General features: G+C 39.4%; 16 protein-coding genes and 2 pseudogenes. 12 read left to right on the plus strand and 6 right to left on the minus strand.

Translation table 11 applies throughout. The features are described 5' to 3' along the window. The 5 genes and pseudogenes from ACGF7G_RS18515 to ACGF7G_RS18535 all read left to right on the plus strand — a co-directional run. Nucleotides 1–682: pseudogene (locus ACGF7G_RS18515) on the plus strand (hypothetical protein); the annotation flags it as partial. Further along, a complete protein-coding gene (locus ACGF7G_RS18520) occupies nucleotides 679–897 on the plus strand; it encodes a hypothetical protein (protein WP_387467454.1) in 219 nt (72 codons plus the stop codon). The pseudogene ACGF7G_RS18515 and the gene ACGF7G_RS18520, both read left to right, overlap by 4 nt. Before the next feature lie 257 nt (nucleotides 898–1154). Then, nucleotides 1155–1904 carry a toxin C-terminal domain-containing protein gene (locus ACGF7G_RS18525; protein WP_387467456.1) on the plus strand — a complete coding sequence of 250 codons (750 nt, stop codon included), beginning with the start codon at nucleotides 1155–1157 and terminating at the stop codon, nucleotides 1902–1904. A 3-nt stretch (nucleotides 1905–1907) separates the two neighbouring features. Next, on the plus strand, nucleotides 1908–2363 hold the full coding sequence (locus ACGF7G_RS18530) for a hypothetical protein (protein ID WP_387467457.1): 456 nt from the start codon (nucleotides 1908–1910) through the stop codon (nucleotides 2361–2363). Between the two features lie 56 nt (nucleotides 2364–2419). After that, nucleotides 2420–2644 carry a hypothetical protein gene (locus ACGF7G_RS18535; RefSeq protein WP_387467458.1) on the plus strand — a complete coding sequence of 75 codons (225 nt, stop codon included), beginning with the start codon at nucleotides 2420–2422 and terminating at the stop codon, nucleotides 2642–2644. 3124 nt (nucleotides 2645–5768) lie between these two features. Here ACGF7G_RS18535 and ACGF7G_RS18540 read toward each other — a convergent pair. The 5 genes and pseudogenes from ACGF7G_RS18540 to hmpA all read right to left on the minus strand — a co-directional run. Next, nucleotides 5769–6395 (minus strand): LysE family translocator, encoded by a 627-nt coding sequence (locus ACGF7G_RS18540; protein ID WP_133814964.1) that lies wholly within the window; start codon nucleotides 6393–6395, stop codon nucleotides 5769–5771. A 1-nt stretch (nucleotide 6396) separates the two neighbouring features. After that, nucleotides 6397–7644, minus strand: a complete 1248-nt coding sequence (locus tag ACGF7G_RS18545; RefSeq protein ID WP_387467460.1) for a hypothetical protein — start codon at nucleotides 7642–7644, stop codon at nucleotides 6397–6399. After that, nucleotides 7622–8902 carry an FAD/NAD(P)-binding protein gene (locus ACGF7G_RS18550; protein ID WP_133814966.1) on the minus strand — a complete coding sequence of 427 codons (1281 nt, stop codon included), beginning with the start codon at nucleotides 8900–8902 and terminating at the stop codon, nucleotides 7622–7624. Before ACGF7G_RS18550 ends, ACGF7G_RS18545 begins: the two co-directional genes overlap by 23 nt. A 17-nt stretch (nucleotides 8903–8919) precedes the next feature. Continuing rightward, nucleotides 8920–9831: a PLP-dependent cysteine synthase family protein gene (locus tag ACGF7G_RS18555; protein ID WP_133814967.1), complete on the minus strand. Its 912-nt coding sequence runs from the start codon at nucleotides 9829–9831 to the stop codon at nucleotides 8920–8922. A gap of 693 nt (nucleotides 9832–10524) precedes the next feature. Next, a pseudogene (gene hmpA, locus ACGF7G_RS18560) lies at nucleotides 10525–11718 on the minus strand (NO-inducible flavohemoprotein); the annotation flags it as partial. 363 nt (nucleotides 11719–12081) lie between these two features. Here hmpA and glyA point away from each other — a divergent pair. The 5 genes from glyA (at nucleotide 12082) to treC (ending at nucleotide 18989) form a co-directional block, all read left to right on the plus strand. Next, nucleotides 12082–13335, plus strand: a complete 1254-nt coding sequence (glyA, locus tag ACGF7G_RS18565) for a serine hydroxymethyltransferase (RefSeq protein WP_387467462.1) — start codon at nucleotides 12082–12084, stop codon at nucleotides 13333–13335. Nucleotides 13336–13503: 168 nt separating this feature from the next. Next, nucleotides 13504–14649 carry a 3-phenylpropionate MFS transporter gene (locus tag ACGF7G_RS18570; protein ID WP_387467464.1) on the plus strand — a complete coding sequence of 382 codons (1146 nt, stop codon included), beginning with the start codon at nucleotides 13504–13506 and terminating at the stop codon, nucleotides 14647–14649. Nucleotides 14650–14725: 76 nt separating this feature from the next. Further along, entirely contained in the window at nucleotides 14726–15673 is a 948-nt protein-coding gene (gene treR / locus ACGF7G_RS18575) for a trehalose operon repressor TreR (RefSeq protein ID WP_387467466.1), read from the plus strand. A 145-nt stretch (nucleotides 15674–15818) separates the two neighbouring features. After that, nucleotides 15819–17240, plus strand: a complete 1422-nt coding sequence (gene treB / locus ACGF7G_RS18580; protein WP_387467468.1) for a PTS trehalose transporter subunit IIBC — start codon at nucleotides 15819–15821, stop codon at nucleotides 17238–17240. An 87-nt stretch (nucleotides 17241–17327) separates the two neighbouring features. Beyond that, the gene (gene treC / locus ACGF7G_RS18585) at nucleotides 17328–18989 is read left to right on the plus strand and encodes an alpha,alpha-phosphotrehalase (RefSeq protein ID WP_387467470.1); all 1662 of its coding nucleotides are present in this window, start codon (nucleotides 17328–17330) and stop codon (nucleotides 18987–18989) included. A gap of 139 nt (nucleotides 18990–19128) precedes the next feature. Here the strand turns inward: treC and suhB are convergent, their stop codons facing one another. After that, nucleotides 19129–19932: an inositol-1-monophosphatase gene (gene suhB / locus ACGF7G_RS18590; RefSeq protein ID WP_166296070.1), complete on the minus strand. Its 804-nt coding sequence runs from the start codon at nucleotides 19930–19932 to the stop codon at nucleotides 19129–19131. Between the two features lie 125 nt (nucleotides 19933–20057). Between suhB and trmJ the strand changes: the two genes are divergently transcribed. Beyond that, complete coding sequence (gene trmJ / locus ACGF7G_RS18595; protein ID WP_133814974.1) at nucleotides 20058–20783, plus strand: tRNA (cytosine(32)/uridine(32)-2'-O)-methyltransferase TrmJ; 726 nt, start codon at nucleotides 20058–20060, stop codon at nucleotides 20781–20783. 85 nt (nucleotides 20784–20868) lie between these two features. Further along, on the plus strand, nucleotides 20869–21363 hold the full coding sequence (gene iscR / locus ACGF7G_RS18600) for a Fe-S cluster assembly transcriptional regulator IscR (protein ID WP_133814975.1): 495 nt from the start codon (nucleotides 20869–20871) through the stop codon (nucleotides 21361–21363). Nucleotides 21364–21394 lie beyond the last annotated feature (31 nt).

Raw genomic sequence — 21394 nt, forward strand, 5'->3', positions numbered from 1 at the left:
CACCGGGGCCCAGGCTGGGAAGAATGCAACTGACAATAATGCTCTGGTAATACCGGTGACACCTCCTCCTGTAGCAGGTACAAATACCGGGGAAGCGGTAAACGAAGCAAACCAAACGATAGCTTCAGCTTTGGACAAAAAATTGAAGGAAATGGGAGAGTCTATAGATAAAGCCACCCAATGTTCTTTTGGCCGGGTATGTTCGTCAGATTATGTAGATGGTGAAAATCAACCCAATATATCAAAGGATCTGACAGATTCAGAGAAAGCCGAACTTGGTGGTTCAGGAACAGGAACACCGGGAGGACATGATCCAGAAGATGAGCAGAATGCCAGAAATAACAATCATATTGGCAAATGGTCAGTTGATGAATTGTCAAATGGAGCGAAATATACAGATCCGGCCTCAAAAAAAGGCGATTTGACACTTGCTGGTCGCGCTCTACAAAAACATGGTAGTCGGCCAGGTAGCATTTTTCCAGAGGCTAAAGGAAACCCATCTACGATAAATGAACAGGGCCAAAAAATTGTAGATAGTATATTGAATGACCCGAACAAAACGGTGATTCAAAGTAATACAGGACGATACGGTCAAGTTACTGATGTTATATCTTCTAGTGGGCGTGGATTACGTTATGATGCTCAAGGTAGGCTTATAGGATTTTTGGAACCACCGAAATGACAAATAAATTAACAGCACAAATAGCGAGCTTGCCAGATCGAGAGAATGTTGTTTACGAGATCTTTTGGGGTACAGATCAAGTAGCAGAGATCTCAAATGAACCTGCGCATGGTATGAGAATAGAGATATTTTCTTGTCCGAATGGAGGAATATGGAACTTCGATTTTAGAGAATTCCGTGCTCTTGTAGAGCAAGTAGAAAAAAATATCATCTAAATATTCACCCACCCCGGTTTGTAAAAGCCGGGACTGTTTTTTTAGCCTACTCCGTCAACATCACAATGATGGTAGTAAAGTTAAATGACCACTTAATGGGCAAGCTGCTACTCTTTAACCTCATCTGGGTAAAGTGGACTATTGAGCTGAAAAAGCGCGTCTGGGCATTATAAGCTGAGTATCAAATCGCACCGGGGAAATAAGTTATAACTGACTGAATAAAAAGGGAAAATATGTGTTAGGCGGTCAACTTCGCAATGGAAAGTGTTGTTACTGACAATAACTTCTTGGGTAAACTGGCAACAGAAGGTTGCGCAATAGCTGCTCCGTGCCGAACTAAAGTGGCAGAAAAAGTCCTGGAGATAGGCGTTAAGGCGGGTATAACCGGAATAGTGGCAAAGGAAATCGCTGATAAGATTTCTTCAGAAGACTTAGACCATCTGATTATGCTTCAGATGATGGGAAATGATGAAATCACACAGAGTTACCTAAATACACTTCAGGATAAATACACTCAAGTTGCTAATCCAACTGACCTACCAACACATACCGGCGGTGATCAGTCTGGTGATATAAGGAAATACCCTAATCATACAGGTGGAAACCAACCGTTAGAGCCGGGTAGTATACCGAACCATACAGGCAATGAGGAAAATCGGTCTGGTGTTGCACCAAATCATACCGGCAACACAGAAGGTAAGTCGGATACTAGCGGAAATACCACAATTACGCCGATTCCGGAAGAGCCGAATAAAGATGACTTAGCTTATCTGGCTCTGAAAGGAAAAGAAGCCCAAGACGCAGCAGGAAAATTAGGCTTTGATCGGAGGATAGCTCCTCCTAAAGCACCATTTAACTCACATGGGCAACCTGTATTTTTTGATGGAAAAACCTATATTACTCCCGATGTTGATAGCCATAATGTTACTAATGGCTGGAAAATGTTTGACCGTAGAGGCAAGCGAATAGGGACTTACGATAGTGATCTGAACAGAGCTGAGGACTGATTGATGTTTGGTATATTTCCCTGTGATGCACCCATCAGAGAAAACAATGAGTTAGTTCTGCCTGCAACAATTATTATTGATACATTTACAGAAGCAGTTCACATACCTTTATCTTATTGGAGCTTTGAGGATTACAAGCGAAGTTGGCGAGCTTCTCTTGAGGAGGGTATACACAGTAAAAAGCCTGTGGCGCTAGCTGTATCAATGTATGAGCCCGATTACACAAATTTTATATTTGTTTGGGTCATATATTTTGCAGGTGAGGAAGTTTTCTTACAAAATAGCATCCTCTTTTTAGATGAGTGTCCAGGTTTTACTCCAGAGAAGGTAAATAACTTCATAGAGTCGCGTACTACATACAATGAAGACGGAATGAAAATATCTGAATGGAATACTGATCTGAATAGCATTATAGATTTTTATAACAGTCTTAAAGTTAATACAGAATCCCAGTTTTGAGTTAGGATTTTTACTTTATTGTCCACTAAATTATAGTGGACAATAACCACCTAAGTGTGGAGAAGAATCAATCACGCAGTGAGGAACTGGTTAATTGTCAGGGTGATACCAGTTGTCGTGCGACTGTCAGGGATAAATATCGGCAGGAATATGACAAGGTTCAGGCGCGGATAGCAACTTGTTCAGGAGCAGACCAGTGCGTTGCGGTTGCCAAAGAGCTGAGGGCATTGCAAGGTGATTACAGCGCACGAATAGGTGAAATTCAAGAAAAAAGGGACTAGATTCCCTCACACCGGCAGAAGTGCGGGAATGGGCAGATTTACGCGGTGCGATGTCGAATATTGACGCATCACGGAATTTAGTGCTCCATCGTGCCCAAGTCACCGGCGGCTCAGACGAAACGACCCAGGAAATCGTGCAGATTACGGGTCAAGTGGGGATTTCAGCAGCTCTTGGAGTTGCTAAAGGAATACGAACTTGTTTACTTCCAGATTAACGATGTTGCACTTATCATGTGAATCCGCCACCATTAATAGTATTTAATCGAAAATCATTAACCATTAAATCCAAAGTTGAAAAGAAATCGCACGTAAAATAACATTACCCGAATAAACGGATATTAAAGCGCTTTCTCGCCAGTTATTTAACCGTATCAGAAAAGATAAAAAGTGAATATAATCCGTGTTCGTTAAACATAAAACACGATATCCGATGATGATTAAACTTAACAAAAAACAGGTGTTAAAAGAGATAAAAACAACGGTTAAAACTTTATGCTAATTAAATCCAAAGTTGAAAAGAAATCGCACATAAAATAACATTACCCGAATAAACGGATATTAAAGCGCTTTTTCGCCAGTTATTTAATCGTGTCAGAAAAGATAAAAAGTGAATATAATCCGTGTTCGTTAAACATAAAACACGATATCCAATGATGATTAAACTTAACAAAAAACAGGTGTTAAAAGGGATAAAAACAACGGTTAAAACTTTATACCCATTAAATCCAAAGTTGAAAATAAATCGAACGTAAAATAACATCACCCGAATAAACGGATATTAAAGCGCTTTATCGCCAGTTATTTAACAGCATCAGAAAAGATAAAAAATGAATATAATCCGCATTCGTTAAACATAAAAAACAATATCCGGTGATGATTAAACGTAACAAAAAGCAGATGTTAAAAGAGATAAAAACAACGGTTAAAACTTTATACTCATTAAATCCATCGAGTAAAAAAACGACTTCCGATAACAGGTTAACTGTCATCATCATTTAAAAACGCGAATACTAAAGCATTAAACTTTTTATATCAAAATCGGATTTAACGCAATAAATACCATTTTTAAAAATAACCATTAATAGCATTTAATCGAAAATCATTAACCATTAATCCAAAGTTGAAAAGAAATCGCACGTAAAATAACATTACCCGAATAAACGGATATTAAAGCGCTTTCTCGCCAGTTATTTAACAGTATCAGAAAAGATAAAAAGTGAATATAATTCGTGTTCGTTAAACATAAAACACGATATCCGATGATGATTAAACTTAACAAAAAACAGGTGTTAAAAGAGATAAAAACAACGGTTAAAACTTTATACTAATTAAATCCAAAGTTGAAAAGAAATCGCATGTAAAATAACATTACCCGAATAAACGGATATTAAAGCGCTTTCTCGCCAGTTATTTAACAGCATCAAAAAAGATAAAAAGTGAATATAATCCACGTTCGTTAAACATAAAATACGATATCCAATGATGATTAAACTTAACAAAAAACAGGTGTTAAAAGAGATAAAAACAACGGTTAAAACTTTATACTAATTAAATCCAAAGTTGAAAAGAAATCGTATGTAAAATAACATCACCCGAATAAACGGATATTAAAGCGCTTTTTCGCCAGTTATTTAACAACATCAAAAAAGATAAAAAATGAATATAATCCGCCTTCGTTAAACATAAAACACGATATCCGATGATGATTAAACTTAACAAAAAGCAGGTGTTAAAAGAGATAAAAGCAACGGTTAAAACTTTATGCTAATTAAATCCAAAGTTGAAAAGAAATCGCACGCAAAATAACATTACCCGAATAAACGGATATTAAAGCGCTTTCTCGCCAGTTATTTAACAACATCAGAAAAGATAAAAAATGAATATAATCCACGTTCGTTAAACATAAAACACGATATCCGATGATGATTAAACTTAACAAAAAACAGGTGTTAAAAGAGATAAAAGCAACGGTTAAAACTTTATGCTAATTAAATCCAAAGTTGAAAAGAAATCGCACATAAAATAACATTACCCGAATAAACGGATATTAAAGCGCTCTCCCAGCAGTTATTTAACAACATCAGAAAAGATAAAAAATGAATATAATCCACGTTCGTTAAACATAAAACACGATATCCAATGATGATTAAACTTAACAAAAAACAGGTGTTAAAAGAGATAAAAACAACGGTTAAAACTTTATACTAATTAAATCCAAAGTTGAAAAGAAATCGCATGTAAAATAACATTGCCAGAATAAACGGATATTAAAGCTCTTTCCCAGCAGTTATTTAATAACATCAGAAAAGATAAAAAATGAATATAATCCACGTTCGTTAAACATAAAACACGATATCCGATGATGATTAAACTTAACAAAAAACAGGTGTTAAAAGAGATAAAAACAACGGTTAAAACTTTATGCTAATTAAATCCAAAGTTGAAAAGAAATCGCACGTAAAATAACATTGCCTGAATAAACGGATATTAAAGCGCTTTCTCCCAGTTATTTAACAACATCAGAAAAGATAAAAAATGAATATAATCCACGTTCGTTAAACATAAAACAGGATATCCGATGATGATTAAACTTAATAAAAAACAGGTGTTAAAAAGGGTAAAAACAACGGTTAAAACTTTATAACAATTAAATCCATTGAGTAAAAAACGATTTCCGATAACCGGTCAAATAGGTTTTTATAATAGTGATACACCCATTTTTACCCCATCGGAGTATCGATGCTATGATAGGCATAACGCTGTTCGTTTGGTGATTTGTGACGATTGATCAGATCGTCAAAATCGGACTGAGTTCCCTCCAGTGATCTACTCTTTTGAAATCTTATTTATCCCAATGTCCGGTGTTTTTGTAAAATCATTAGTTTCAAATCAAATCATTAATTCAACCATTCTCATTTTATCTGTAGCCCCACAAAGCGACTTGTTTGCTGACGGTAGCGGGAAAAACACATGTTGTCCGCTACCGTCCAGCACTATAACAAATCCCCTGAAATCAGATCAAAAATTTTACCTCTAAATTGCTTACCCTATCCCCTTATTCATGAGTGTCGCAGCTGTGATTTAAATACAGATTCGTTTTATCTATATCATTAATTATCAAAACTTATATTAAGTGCATCGCAGAATAATAAATTTTCATAGCCATAAAAAATATGATCAGCGAAGACAATTTATTAACCAGGTGAATTTTAAGCAGTAAATAATCACGAATTTTTTGATAATTTATAATCATGACTATCCCTCCGTACCACAAAAAACTAATGATGAAGGTCATTGAGATCATAATCACTGAAATACTTATATTGATATCCTGTGGTATGCTAACTGATACAGCGCTACTAATGAGCAAAATTGCTTTAGGATTATATAGTTGTAATATAAACCCAGACCTAAATGTACAGTCTCGCTTATCAGATAATGTGTTCAACTTAATATCGCCCATTGGTTTTATTCGAAATAACCGATAAGCTAAATAAAGCAGGTATGTTCCTCCTAATATATAGAGAGTAGAAAGTATTACTGGTTCTTTCAAAATGAAAGTAAACCCACTTAACGCTAAAGTTGTGAATAATGAATTGGCTGTTGCAATACCTACCACACTCATCATGGCTACAGATTTTGAATACGTAACCGCATTTTTCATCGTGACCAAGAAACCTGGTCCAGGGCTAGCAATACCTACTAATAAGATAGTGCAGAAACTAATTATAAATCCTTGTTCACTACTCATGTTACCCCACTAAATATTCAACATCTTTTTCATCATCGGCACGGAAACTAATATGAGACAGTCGATCCAGTGCTGTTTTTTTTCTAAAACAAAATGAAATTTTATTAATCGATTGACTAATATCGATGAAACCTCCTACACCATAGAACTTACCACCGAGATGAGACACATTCACATTGCCATCCTTGTCAATTTCCCCGATACCCAGTACAGCATGGTCTATGTCTCCGTTCCATATACTTTTAAACATAGCTGCCTGAGAGAAAACTTTTCTGCCATTTTTGCATATACCAAATCCCTCGCCATCGTAGATAATTTCTCCTTCAACACCGGATTCAATATACGCCGTAAACGTTTTGTCTTCCTCTCTACGTTTTATATGATTAATTGCTGGAACTGGAAGGCCAATACCCACAATCAGTTTTTCACCATTACTAATCCTTGCAGCTAACTGATATGAAATGCTCTCCGACACCAGGCATGTTCGCGATAGATTTCCACAATAGTGATGATACCTGTTTGGCAAATAAGAGATACAATGCAACGATGAGGGTGCAATAAATACCTCATCAAATAAATTCCTATAGCAAAAACTACTGTAATGTCTAATCACTTTATCCGGTAGCTGGATAGCGATTCTCGCTTTCCTCAACCGAGCAGATTTTATGCATTGTTCTATATCAAGATCTATAGGCTCTGTCTCTAAAACAATGTTTCCATCCGGCGTAAATCCTGATCCTCTTAATAAAACCAAATCACTCTCTGGCAGTGAATAGCATAGTTGTTCACCTAATGACTCCACTATAGATAATTTTTTTGCTGAGTAATCATTATTAATCAATGAGCCGTTGTTATCTGGGTCAATAAAGGTATTTTTACCTATGGTGGTCAGCAATTTCCGCTCTTCGCTAGAAAGCAAGCAACTCGCCACTCCTTGCGGTATGTTGTGTACCTCGACACTATTTTCGCCTAGCGCCGGGTTAATATGATTAACAGTTCCGAAAAAACCGCCTACAACCCAATCCACATGGTGACCAAGAAGCAGTGAGTTAAAACCGCCATGCCAACCATTACCTGGTAGTGATGCTCCAATGAATCCAAATTTTTCATTGTATCGACCATTCCAACTAGCATTACAAATTAAATTAATTAAATATTCGGGGGAAATTGCGCTACCAAAAGAGACAATATCAATGGTTGAAACTCCTTTTAAAAGCTTTTTAAATCTAGCAATATCTGACAAGTTCATGGGTCTGTCCTTCTTTTGAGATAATCAAAGCATCGACTATCAGTTTTGCATCTCTGACGGTAAGCGAAGTTGCTTCTGTGAAGAAACGTGATCCATTTGTCATTGGGCCAAGTACATAGATGTTTCTTTTATCATTGACTTTGCAATTTCTATCAACGTCAACTCCACTAATGGAATGCATCGGTAAGCGACTCATTTGAATAATTTCCAAATCCATTATTGGATTGAATGCTAAAATTGAATTTTTATTAACAGTGGTAGGATCATAACGTCGAGATGAAATAGACAGTTGTCCATCATCAATTAATATCGCTAGTTTACGCGCATTTACTAATGGAAACATCGCTCTGGTTTCAATAAACTGATGTCTAATATTATGTAAAAGAATTTGATCATCCCGGCCCAATTTTTGGTAGACATCAAGATAATTCATTGTTCCATTATATAACCTTTCTTGCCAAACGGGTGTATAAGCTGAACAATATTCGACTTCATCTTTTAACGCACACAGAGGATTAAACAATATATCTTTCTCAATATCTTTCGTGACCAAAGATTTGAACAGCTGTATTATACTATTAAAAGAAGGAATAGTTACATTGTAGTCATCAAAAATCGATGCACCACCTGCCTTGAATTTCCCCCTCACTCTGGGAAATCGGCCTGATAGTGAATAACATTGCATCTTCAAATCTGGCCTATATGTATAAATATAAAGTAAAATGTCAATAGACGTCAGACCTGAACCGTATACATCAATTGTTCCACCGTATGGTGAATTTGTTATTCTATCAAATAAGTGGTCATTTAAAATATCTTTTCCAAAACCGATAGCTAACACACTCGCATCAGTTTTAAAACAGGTGCCATTGCATATGATATTACCATCTTCATCTAAATAATCTGCTTTTCCGTAAGTGTGTACAACAATACCTGTTTTTTTCAACTGATCGATTAAGTTAGATTTCACATCTTGTAGATAAGCGCCATAAATTCGCCTCGGCAGATAATCGTTATCACAATAATTGTATTCCTTAGCAGCCAACCAATCAGTTATACCTACCACATCATTAAATTGGGTAAGAGAATCTAATCGAGTATTCATTATAAAAACTTCTGGAACATCTTTATATGCAAATCCGACTTGGCTATGATCTTTTGAAAATATCAGAATGGAACTAAGCTGACATTTATATTGTAATAAATGTTTAAGTATTGAAATGCAACCTGCTCCACTACCTATAATTCCTATATTCATAATTATAATAACTCCATTCAGATCCCCACCGAAAGGTATCTTTCTGTTTGACTAGCAGCTATTGTTAGTATTTTTTTTCCTTTATTTTCTTCCCTATTCGCCAATTCAATAGCACAATGCAAAGAAGCACCAGACGAAATACCTATTAACAACCCTTCACTTTCTATAATCTTTCTAGTAGTTTGGAAAGCAGAGTTTTCATCAATAATATACACTTCGTCAATAATATTCCGATCCACAGTATTAGCGATTATTCCAGGGCCAATTCCCAGTATGCCATGGTTAGAGTTGATCTCACCTAAAGGAGTCGTCTGGCTTAAAACAGCAGCACTTTTAGGTTCAATTGCAACGATATATGTATCCGATCGATATTTTTTAAGCGTATTTCCTATACCATTACAATGCCCACCAGTCCCAATACCTGCGATAAATATATCTGGAGTACCATCAAAAAAATTGATAATTTCATTGCCAGTTTGATAATGTGCTTGAGGATTATTAATATTATTCCCTTGGTCGATAAGAAAATAGTTAGCCTTTTTTGAGAGCATTTGTGCTTTTTTTACCGCTCCAGCATAGTTTTCACCACTTGGCGTGAGAATAATTTTTGCTCCTAATAGAGTTAATAACTTTTTACGCTCTTCAGAAACATATTCTGGCATCACAATAATAAGCTTTAGTCCCATAGACGCACATATTCCGGCAAGAGAGATACCAGTATTACCTGTTGTCGCTTCAACAATCGTAGTTTGTGAATCTATCTGCCCATTTTTTATAGCTGATTCAAGCATTGACTTGGCTGCTCTATCTTTAATAGAACCCCAAGGATTAAGAAATTCTAATTTAACATAAATATCTGCATACAAATCTTTTGAGATCTTTTCCAACTTTATAATTGGTGTATTTCCAACTACATCATGTAATAACATTTAATTTCTCCCCTTTAGATCTAAATTATATAAACTTATATAGATTACTAAAATGTACACTTTAGAATAAAAAACCTCCTATCTCATTGATATTCATTAAAAGTAATTCAAACAAATGATATAATCACATACATTTAAAATGTGGAATTATATCATTTCAAGCCGTATCTATTAGTTAATGCAATTTGTATTTTTCTAACTGCCATTTCAAATAAATAAAATTTAAACCTTTTAATATATAACAAACATTAAATAATTTTCTAAGAGAAAAATAACAAAAATACTAACAAGATCACAAAAAACCAAGCACCACGCGATTTCTCAATCCATCAATCACTTGCAATTAATACATCCATTACCAGAACGATATAACAAAATTATATTTAAATAAAAAACAATTGAGAAAATATTTATATCTATATTTTTAATGTAGTTATTTACACCAATAGATTAATCAACGATAATGAATGATATGGATAATTAAATGATTGTTTAGAAATACAATAATATAAATCAATTATTTTCAGGTTGGCTATATTAATTTACATTAAGGAAATTAATATTTTAAAATTAAGCGTCATGATTAATGTGTGTGATAATATTTTCTCAATGGCTGAATATGTTTTAAAATCAATGGAGCTGACGTCCAATGGGACGGGCTCCATGATAAACAAACTCCGTTAAACTAAAAATTTAAATCACTTTATGCGGACCGAAGCATTCATAGTGAATATATTGCTTATCAATTCCCATATCTAATAGTTGTTTTGCTACATATTGCATAAAGGGAACCGGGCCACAGAAATAGAAATGCATTCCTGCCGTTTTCAGTGCGTCATTCAGCACCGCCATATCCATAAAACCTTTGTGTTGATAATGGACGCCTTGCTGGTCTTCATCTCTTGGTTCACGATACCAGATTGTGCTGTTAAGATTCGGCATTGCCTGCGCAATAGTGGTCACTTCATTGGTAAACGCATGATGACCGCCGTGTTCCGCCGCATGTAACCAGTTAATCTGGCTGTTGTGATTTTTCTGGTGGAGGTGATGCAGCATACTCATCATGGGTGTCAGGCCGACACCGGCAGAAATCAGAGTAACCGGTGTCTCTGGTTGAATATCAAGAAAGAAATCCCCGCGTGGAGCGGCCAGCCAGACAATATCGCCTTCTTGCATTTTATCATGCATATGGTTGGAAACTGTTCCTTGTGGCTCACGTTTGATAGCAATTCGGTAGCTCGAACCATTTGGTGCCGCTGTCAGTGAATACTGGCGAATTTCGCGGTTATCAAAACTGCTGTCTTCCAGATAAATGCTCAGGTACTGACCGGGTTTATAATCCATCACTTTCCCGCCATCTTGTGGCACAAATTCAAAGCTGCAAATCACATCACTTTTTACCTGTTTCCGGTTGATACGGAATGGGCGTAAACCCCGCCAACCGCCATCGACTGATTCGTCATGATGATAAATCTGCTCTTCACGATTGATAAAAACATCAGCCAGCACACCGTACGCTTTTCCCCAGGCGTCCAGCACTTCATTTCCCGGCTGGAACATTTCATCTAACGTTGCCAGCAAGTGAGAGCCGACAATCTGATAATGCTCTGGTTGAATATTCAGGCTGGTGTGTTTATGCGCGATTTTTTCAACTGCCGGCAACAGTATTGCCAAATTATCAATGTTGGCTGCATAGGCGCAGATAGCATTGAACAAGGCTTCACGCTGATCGCCATTGAGTTGATTGCTCATATTAAAAATATCCTTCAGCTCAGGATTATGTTTGAACATCCGCTCATAGAAATGGGCGGTTAGTTTCGGGCCAGTGGCGGAAAGCAGTGGAATAGTTGATTTGACAGTTGCAATGATTTGACTATCCAGCATGGTGAAGCTCCTGAATTTCTTTCAAGTGATAATGAAAGTTATAACATGTAATTTAAATACAACTTATAATTTTTTGAGGATCTTGTAAATATAAAATGTGGTCTTTATGGTGAAAAAATATTCTTGGGAGATATTTATACTAAGGCAGGGGATGACCGAGGTCACAAATTCCGATAACGAGGGAAAATGCAGGGAGTTTTCGTTATACCTATGAGAAAACCGATGCCTTGCTGTCATTGGTATGCAATCGTTTGCGTAAAATATTTTGTCAAGACTATCTCATTCAGTGAAAAGGGTTTACACTGTGTGCCATTCTGCCCTTTGGGGTGTTGTTTGAAGAGAAGTTAGCTGAGTCTGGAGAACCCAATGTTAAAGCGTGAAATGAATATTGCTAATTATGATCCCGAACTATGGCAGGCGATGGAACAAGAAGTTGTTCGTCAGGAAGAACATATCGAGTTGATTGCCTCTGAAAACTATACCAGTCCAAGAGTCATGCAGGCACAAGGCTCCCAGCTCACTAACAAATATGCTGAAGGTTATCCGGGTAAACGCTACTACGGCGGTTGTGAATATGTAGACGTTGTTGAGCAACTGGCGATTGATCGTGCTAAAGAGTTATTCGGTGCTGATTATGCCAACGTTCAGCCACACTCGGGGTCTCAGGCGAATGCGGCGGTTTATATGGCTTTGCTGCAACCGGGTGATACTGTGTTGGGGATGAATCTGGCACATGGCGGTCATTTGACTCACGGCTCTCCAGTTAACTTCTCTGGTAAGTTATATAACATCGTACCTTACGGTATTGATGAAAGCGGTAAAATTGATTATGACGATATCGCGGCACAAGCTCAAAAACACCAGCCGAAAATGATTATCGGTGGTTTTTCTGCTTACTCCGGTGTTGTTGATTGGGCAAAAATGCGTGAAATTGCAGACAGCATTGGTGCTTATTTGTTCGTTGATATGGCACACGTCGCTGGCCTGATCGCCGCAGGCGTTTATCCTAACCCGGTTCCTCATGCTCACATTGTGACGACTACCACGCATAAAACACTGGCGGGTCCACGTGGTGGTTTGATCCTGGCGAAAGGGGGTGATGAAGAGCTGTATAAGAAACTGAATTCTTCTGTATTCCCAGGTTGTCAGGGTGGACCTCTGATGCATGTTATTGCCGGTAAAGCGGTTGCACTGAAAGAAGCAATGGAGCCGGAATTCAAAGCCTATCAACATCAGGTTGCTGATAACGCTAAAGCCATGGTTGAAGTCTTCCTGAAACGTGGCTACAAAGTGGTTTCCGGTGGTACTGAGAACCATCTGTTCCTGTTGGATCTGGTTGATAAAAATATCACCGGTAAAGATGCCGATGCTGCACTGGGCCGTGCCAATATCACGGTAAATAAAAACAGTGTACCCAATGATCCGAAGAGCCCATTTGTGACTTCTGGTGTGCGTATCGGTACGCCGGCGATTACCCGCCGTGGTTTCAAACAAGCAGAAGCTCGTGAATTGGCTGGCTGGATGTGTGACGTATTGGACAGCATCAATGATGAGGCGATCATTGAAGCGACTAAGCAAAAAGTTCTGGCTATTTGTGCAAAATATCCAGTTTACGCATAAATTATAATTTTAATTAGTAATTGTAAAAACCTGCTCCAGCTAACATTGTTTGCTTAAGCGAGATATTAGAGGAATGTCTATCTTGGCATAGTCCCTGATATCTTAATTTCTTAAGTTAATCAGTTTGGTTTTGAGCAGGTTTTTGGCATTTTTAACCAGGGAGGATGAATGGTTATTCAGTCGACACGTTGGCTGGCATTAGATTATTTCACGTATTTCTTTTCTTACGGGATATTTTTGCCTTTCTGGGCTGTCTGGCTCCAGGGTGAGGGAATAAAACCCGATATGATGGGGATTTTATTGGGTGCCGGTTTGATTTCTCGTTTCCTGGGGAGTTTATTAATTGCGCCTACCGTTAAAGATCCCGCAAAACTTATTTTCGCTCTGCGTACATTGGCATTGCTGACCCTGATTGCCGTTGTTGGCTTTACATTGGGAAATCACTGGGCATGGCTGCTGTTTATCATGATTGGTTTCAACCTGTTCTTTTCGCCGATGATGCCATTGAGTGATGCGCTGGCGGGAACATGGCAAAAGCAATTTCCCTTTGATTACGGCAAAATACGGGTTTGGGGTTCAATTGCCTTTATTATCAGTTCGGCGCTGACCGGGGAATTGATTTCTGTCTGGGGACATCAGGCTATTCTGATAACCATGCTGTTCAGTGTCTTGTCAACGCTGTTGGCGACATTGCTTAAACCCTCCATCATGCCTGTGGGTGAAGCCAAATCCGCTAAAGTTGATATTGTGTCATTTAAACAGTTATTGTCTGAAAAATCGGTATGCCGGTTCCTGCTATGCGTGGCTTTATTACAGGGCGCTCATGCGGGATATTACAGTTTCAGTGCAATTTACTGGGAAAAAGCGGGTTATTCCTCCTCGGTAGTGGGTTATCTCTGGTCATTGGGGGTAGTGGCTGAGGTGGTTATTTTTACGTTGAGTAATAAATTATTTCGGCGCTGGAATGCCCGTAATCTTCTGCTGCTTTCCGGTATATGCGGTGTTGTTCGTTGGGGATTGATGGGCTCATTCACGACATTACCGGTGTTGATTATCATTCAAATCTTGCATTGTGGTACGTTTACTGTCTGCCATTTGGCAGCCATGCGTTTTATCAGCGCAAGAAAGGAAGGCGAAATTGTTCGTTTGCAGGCGGCTTATTCTGCACTGGCAATGGGGGGCGGTATCGCTGTTATGACGGTAATTGCAGGATTTATGTATGATTATCTGCACAGCGGTATTTTCTGGGTAATGGCCTTCGTTGCTTTTCCTGCTATTTTCCTGCGACCACAGGTTAAAGCTCATCATTATTAACCACATGAATTCAGTTTCTTATGATATTTTTGTAAGAAACTGGATACTTCTAATAATAATGTTTTCATGAGATATCATGTCGAATAAATTAACAATAAAAGATATTGCACGTCTGGCTAATGTCAGTAAATCAACCGTCTCGCGGGTATTAAACAACGAAAATAGCGTTAGCCCACAAGTACGTGAAAGAGTTGAAACGATTATTCATCAAAATAACTTTATTCCCTCTAAATCAGCGAGAGCGATGCGAGTGAAAAGTGACAAAATTATTGCGTTAATTGTGTCTCGGTTGGGGTCTTTTTCGGAAAATTTATCAATAAGTACGATGTTACCGCTGTTTTATCAGCATGGTTATGACCCCATTATCATGGAAAGTAATTTTGATCCTCAGCTTTTACAGGAACATTTGCGTCAGCTGGCATTACGTCATGCAGATGGTGTTATTTTGTTTGGTTTCACCGGGTTACCGGAAGAATCCCTTTTGCCCTGGCGTGACAAAATAGTGGTATTTGCGCGCGAATATACTGATTTTTCTTCTGTATGTTATGACGATGTTGGTGCTGTTCGTCTATTGATGGATGAACTTTATCAGCAAGGTCACAGAGAGATCAGTTTTCTTGGTGTACGCGATTGTGATGCCACGACAGGTTTTCGTCGTCATCAATCCTATTTGAATTGTTGTGAACAGAAGGCGTTACACCCGCTTTCCATTCAATGTGATTTAAGCTATCAGAGTGGTTTTCAGCATGTCAACAAGGTATTAAAAAAGGAAACGACGGCCTTAATCTGTGCAACCGATAGCTTGGCATTAGGTGCATATAAATATTTACAACAAAATAACCGGGAAGATATACAAATAGGCAGCATTGGTAGTACTCCTTTGCTGAACTTTTTGTACCCTGACACGCTTTCTGTGGATTTGGGTTATGGTGAAGCGGGTAAATATGCAGCTGGTCAATTAATAGCTCAAATAAGGCAAAAATATCCTAAACAGCAAGTAATCATTTCGAGTAAGTTGGCTTAAAAATAAGAATATTGCTGATTCAATGTGATCATTAACGCATTTTTGGGAACGTTCCCATGACAAGCATAACTAAATGATATTAGGATGAAATTATCTTACTAAGCATGACATAGTAACTGATACTAACTTATGATGACTGGCTATTATGAAAAATAAAATAAATTATAAAGACATAGAAAAACTAATTACGTTAATCGGTGGTTGTAAAAATATAGCCAGTGTAACGCATTGTATTACCCGATTGAGATTTTCTTTGGTTGAACCGACTAAAGCTCAACCGGATGAAATAAAAAATCTGCCAATGGTTAAAGGTTGTTTTACCAATGCAGGGCAGTTCCAGGTAGTGATAGGCACGAATGTCGGTGATTATTATCAGGTTTTAAACAGCTATCTTGATCAAACTGAATTAAGTAAAAAAGAGATAAAACAGGCTGAGAAAAAAAACATGAAATGGCAAGAGCGTATCATTTCGCAATTTGCCGAAATCTTTTTTCCTCTCCTGCCGGCATTAATTAGTGGCGGTCTTATTCTGGGTTTCCGTAATATTATTGGTGATATTCCTTTTAGTGACGGTAAAGCTTTAGCTCAAATATATCCTATTTGGAAAACAATATATGATTTTTTATGGTTGTTAGGAGAGGCAATATTCTTCTATCTGCCGGTGGGTATTTGTTGGTCAGCGGTCAGAACAATGGGAGGAACCCCAATATTAGGAATTATATTGGGAATAACCTTGGTATCTCCGCAACTTATGAATGCTTATCAATTAGGGCAACAGATCCCTGAAATATGGAATTTTGGCCTGTTCACGATCAGTAAAGTCGGTTATCAGGCGCAGGTTATTCCGTCACTTTTGGCGGGTATTACGTTGGGGTGGATTGAAATTCAGTTAAAGAAGGTGGTTCCTAGTTATCTTTATTTGGTGGTTGTTCCGGTAGTTTCGTTAATATTGGCAACCTTTTTAGCACATAGCCTTATTGGGCCGTTTGGCCGGTTAATTGGCGACGGAGTCGCTTGGGTTGTTAAGGCGTTGATGACGGGAAGTTTTGCGCCTGTCGGTGCAGCTTTATTCGGATTCTTTTATGCGCCTTTGGTTATCACGGGTATACATCAAACTACATTAGCTATTGATATGCAGATGGTGCAAAGTATCGGTGGTACACCGATCTGGCCGATTATTGCACTATCCAATATTGCTCAGGGGTCAGCGGTTGTGGGCATTATCTTGGTCAGCAAAAAGCATAATGAGCGTGAATTGTCTGTACCCGCCGCTATCTCTGCCTATTTAGGCGTCACTGAGCCGGCAATGTATGGTATTAACATCAAATATCGATTCCCTATGCTCTGTGCCATGGTTGGTTCAGGTTTGGCCGGGTTGATCTGTGGATTAAGTGGTGTGTTGGCAAACGGTATTGGTGTTGGTGGTTTACCCGGTATCCTTTCGATCAAACCGCAATTTTGGGCAATCTACGCATTAGCTATGCTCGTAGCCGTCATTGTTCCGTTGATACTGACTACGGTTGTTTATCGAAAGAAGAGTATGAGCGGTATGTTAGCTGTTGAATAATTCTGTTAAATCTTCATCTGAGTAACAGATATAAAAATAACTAGTTAGGTTATTCAATTCAGGAAATATATTGATAAGGCGTTTTCGATGGACAAAATCATTCCGTGGTGGTTACAAGGTGTCATCTACCAGATATATCCTAAGAGTTTCCAGGATACTACTGGTAGCGGAACAGGCGATCTTAACGGTATTACCTACCGGCTTGATTATTTGAAAAAACTGGGTGTAGATGCTATTTGGGTGACGCCTTTTTATCACTCACCACAGGTAGATAACGGTTATGATGTTGCGGATTATTGTGCGATTGATCCGGCTTACGGCTCAATGGATGATTTTAAGCGTCTGGTTGATGAAGCACATCAGCGTGATATCCATGTAATTGTGGATATTGTTTTCAACCATACCTCTACTCAACATCCTTGGTTCAGGCAAGCACAGGATATTAATAGCCCTTACCGGCAATATTACATCTGGCGGGATGGAGTACCTGGAACCCCCCCCAATAATTGGTTGTCAAAATTTGGCGGGGGGGCTTGGGAGTGGCATGAAGCAAGTCAACAATATTATTTACATCTGTTTGCCGTTGAGCAGGCAGATCTGAACTGGGAGCATGAACCTGTACGGGCCGAGCTGAAAAAGATTTGTGAATTCTGGGCTGATCTTGGTGTTGATGGCTTCCGTTTGGATGTTATCAACCTGGTTTCCAAGCAGCAGGATTTTCCTAAAGCAACGCAGGGGGATGGGCGTCAGTTCTATACAGATGGTCCCCGTATTCATGAATTTTTGCAGGAAATAAACAGAGAAGCCTTCCAGCCGGCGGGAGTGATGACGGTAGGCGAAATGTCTTCTACTTCACTGGAAAATTGTCAGCGCTATTCTTCATTAGAGGGTGAAGAGTTGTCGATGGTTTTTGCTTTTCACCATTTGAAAGTCGATTACCCCAATGGCGAAAAATGGGTTACAGCCCCGCCCGATTTTATTGAATTGAAAAAAATCTTTGCCAAGTGGCAACAAGGCATGCATCAACGGGCGTGGAATGCGCTGTTCTGGTGTAATCACGATCAACCGCGTATTGTTTCACGTTTTGGTGGTGAAGGTGTCTGGCGGGTTCCCTCCGCTAAAATGTTGGCAATGGTGTTGCACGGTATGCAGGGAACCCCTTATATCTATCAAGGGGAAGAGTTGGGGATGACTAACCCTGATTTTTCTCAAATTGAAGATTACCGGGACATAGAGAGTTTAAATATTTACCGGGAGAAGATTGAGCAAGGCAATGATAAGGAGAGAATTTTATCGGTCTTAGCGAAAAAATCCCGCGACAATGGGCGAACGCCGATGCAATGGGATGCGACTTCCAATGCTGGGTTCACTCAGGGAGAACCCTGGATAGCGCTGAATAATGATTACCAGGAAGTGAATGCGCAAAATGCCATTCAGGATGAGGATTCCGTTTTCCATTGCTATGCGCGCTTAATAAAACTGCGTAAGGAATATCCGGTATTGACCTATGGCAGTTATGAAGATTTGTTGCCATCACACCCTTCGCTTTGGTGTTATGTTCGCCGTTGGGAAGACCAAACGTTGCTGGTTATTGCCAATCTCAGTGCGGAAGTGCAGGCATGGTCGCTGGACGCTTCTTTATCCGATTGTTCATGGGTTAAGTTAATGGGGAACTATCCTGAACATCAGCTACCGGCAAAAAATAGACATTTACAACCTTATGAAGCCGCTTATTGGTTAGCAAATTAATTCGGGCTTAAAATGGCAACAAAAAAGTTCATCAGTGACTTTATTTGTTGCCAGGTGGAATTGCCGGGCGAAGGATAGACCACATTGTTACGGCCTGCCGGTTATCACCATGCAATTCCAGTTTAAGGATTAATTTAAGTTAACGTTTCAATGACTCTGATAACTCATCACGCATTTCGGCCAAAATGTCTTTAACCACGCGTGGATTACCTGCAACAATGTTGCCGGAATGAATGTAATTATGACCACCAACAAAATCGGTGATGATACCGCCAGATTCACGTACTAACAGTTCGCCACCCATAAAATCCCACGGTTTCAGGCCAATTTCAAAATAACCGTCAACTCGGCCAGCTGCAACATAAGCCAGATCCAGTGCTGCCGATCCGGTACGACGGAAATCAGCACAACGAACAAACAATTTGCCCAAGGTATTAATAAAAACAGTGGAGTGTTGTTTTGCTTTAAATGGGAAACCTGTCGCCAGAACAGTGCCATCCAGATCGCGGGCATTGGTGCCACGCAGACGGTAGCCATTCAACTGAGCCCCTTGACCTCGGGCTGTGGTGAAAAGCTCATTGCGCATTGGATCATAAACAACAGCAACTTCAGTACGGCCCTTGATGCGTACTGCAATGGAAACGGCGAAGTGAGGGAGGCGTTTGATAAAGTTAGTCGTGCCATCCAGTGGATCGATTACCCATTGAATATCATCATCTTCGCCTGGCAGTTCGCCACTCTCTTCCGTAATGATTGAGTGTTTGGGATAAGATTTGCGGATAACGTCGATAATCAGTGCTTCTGCGGCTTTGTCAACGTTGGTAACAAAGTCGTTACTGCCTTTTTGGCTAGCTTCAACCGCATCGGGAGTTTCATAATTTTTGGCAATCAGGTTGCCGGCTTTACGCGCCGCACGTATGGCGATGGTCAGCATCGGATGCATGGGATATCTTCCACCAGGATGTTAAAGAACGGATAATTAATCGGCGCATAGTATAGCAGTAGTTCGGAAAAATGACTAACGCTGTGTTAAGATATTTGGCTCTTATAACTAATCCAGAAGTTGTCATGTTAGAAAATATCCGCATTATCCTGGTTGAAACTTCCCACACTGGGAACATGGGTTCAACCGCCCGGGCAATGAAAACAATGGGATTAACAAACCTTTATCTGGTTAATCCACTGGTTCAGCCAGATTCCCACGCGATTGCGCTTTCTGCTGGTGCCAGCGATGTTATTGGTAATGCGACTATTGTTGATAGTCTGGATAAAGCTTTGGCTGGTTGTGAACTAGTGATTGGTACCAGCGCTCGTTCAAGAACCCTCTCATGGCCGATGGTTGAACCCCGTGAATGTGGCGAGCGTAGTGTTCAGGCAGCTAAACATGCGCCGGTAGCAATTATTTTCGGACGGGAGCGCGTAGGGCTGACGAATGAAGAATTGCAGAAGTGTCATTATCATCTGAATATCCCGACTAACCCGGAATACAGTTCGTTAAATCTGGCTATGGCTGTCCAGCTTGTCAGTTATGAAATTCGCATGGCATCTCTGGCGCGTCAGGATAAACCCGAGCAGAAAACAGATGAGGCGGAATATCCATTAGTTGATGATATGGAACGCTTTTATCATCACCTTGAACGTGTGTTATATGATGCTGGTTTCATCAGGAAAGCCCATCCTGGTCAAATAATAAATAAGTTAAGACGGCTTTTTACCCGCGCCCGGCCTGAAACGCAGGAGCTGAATATTCTGCGTGGTATCCTGACCTCCATTGAAAAATGGGCGAAAAAATAGTTGAGTAAATTACTTGGTTAAATAGTTGACTAAAATACTCAGGAATGACACAATTTCGTCATATTTCACCACGGGGTAATCATTTATGAGATTGACATCTAAAGGGCGTTATGCAGTAACTGCCATGCTTGATGTGGCGTTACACTCACAAGAAGGTCCGGTACCACTGGCCGACATCTCTGAACGTCAGGGTATTTCCCTCTCCTATCTTGAGCAGTTATTCTCTCGCTTGCGCAAAAATGGTCTAGTTTCAAGTGTCCGTGGTCCGGGTGGCGGTTATTTACTGGGCAGAGATGCCGGGAAAATTGTCGTCGCTGAAGTGATTTTCGCTGTTGATGAATCGGTAGATGCGACGCGTTGCCAGGGTAAAGAAGGGTGTCAGGGCGGTGATCGTTGTCTGACTCATACTTTATGGCGCGATTTAAGTGACCGTATTACTGGTTTCCTGAGTAGCATCAGTTTAGAAGAATTGGTTAATAACCAGGAAGTATTAGACGTTGCTGGTCGCCAGGATAACGATAAGCGCCGCGCACCTAACGGCAGAGCACAAGAAACAATTAATGTTAATCTGCGCGCATAAGCAGAACTTGTGATGAATTAAAGTATTAGAA

It is taken from the genome of Photorhabdus sp. RM323S (assembly GCF_042879375.1).
Lineage (GTDB): Bacteria > Pseudomonadota > Gammaproteobacteria > Enterobacterales > Enterobacteriaceae > Photorhabdus > Photorhabdus tasmaniensis.

What these genes read in the sequence shown, in the direction of transcription:
- suhB (WP_166296070.1), bottom strand. Translation starts at nt 19,932, where the DNA reads ATGCATCCGATGCTGACCATCGCCATACGTGCGGCGCGTAAAGCCGGC.
- ACGF7G_RS18540 (WP_133814964.1), bottom strand. Translation starts at nt 6,395, where the DNA reads ATGAGTAGTGAACAAGGATTTATAATTAGTTTCTGCACTATCTTATTA.
- ACGF7G_RS18555 (WP_133814967.1), bottom strand. Translation starts at nt 9,831, where the DNA reads ATGTTATTACATGATGTAGTTGGAAATACACCAATTATAAAGTTGGAA.
- ACGF7G_RS18545 (WP_387467460.1), bottom strand. Translation starts at nt 7,644, where the DNA reads ATGAACTTGTCAGATATTGCTAGATTTAAAAAGCTTTTAAAAGGAGTT.
- treC (WP_387467470.1), top strand. Translation starts at nt 17,328, where the DNA reads ATGGACAAAATCATTCCGTGGTGGTTACAAGGTGTCATCTACCAGATA.
- treB (WP_387467468.1), top strand. Translation starts at nt 15,819, where the DNA reads ATGAAAAATAAAATAAATTATAAAGACATAGAAAAACTAATTACGTTA.
- ACGF7G_RS18520 (WP_387467454.1), top strand. Translation starts at nt 679, where the DNA reads ATGACAAATAAATTAACAGCACAAATAGCGAGCTTGCCAGATCGAGAG.
- iscR (WP_133814975.1), top strand. Translation starts at nt 20,869, where the DNA reads ATGAGATTGACATCTAAAGGGCGTTATGCAGTAACTGCCATGCTTGAT.
- ACGF7G_RS18550 (WP_133814966.1), bottom strand. Translation starts at nt 8,902, where the DNA reads ATGAATATAGGAATTATAGGTAGTGGAGCAGGTTGCATTTCAATACTT.
- ACGF7G_RS18530 (WP_387467457.1), top strand. Translation starts at nt 1,908, where the DNA reads ATGTTTGGTATATTTCCCTGTGATGCACCCATCAGAGAAAACAATGAG.
- ACGF7G_RS18570 (WP_387467464.1), top strand. Translation starts at nt 13,504, where the DNA reads ATGGTTATTCAGTCGACACGTTGGCTGGCATTAGATTATTTCACGTAT.
- treR (WP_387467466.1), top strand. Translation starts at nt 14,726, where the DNA reads ATGTCGAATAAATTAACAATAAAAGATATTGCACGTCTGGCTAATGTC.
- trmJ (WP_133814974.1), top strand. Translation starts at nt 20,058, where the DNA reads ATGTTAGAAAATATCCGCATTATCCTGGTTGAAACTTCCCACACTGGG.
- ACGF7G_RS18525 (WP_387467456.1), top strand. Translation starts at nt 1,155, where the DNA reads ATGGAAAGTGTTGTTACTGACAATAACTTCTTGGGTAAACTGGCAACA.
- glyA (WP_387467462.1), top strand. Translation starts at nt 12,082, where the DNA reads ATGTTAAAGCGTGAAATGAATATTGCTAATTATGATCCCGAACTATGG.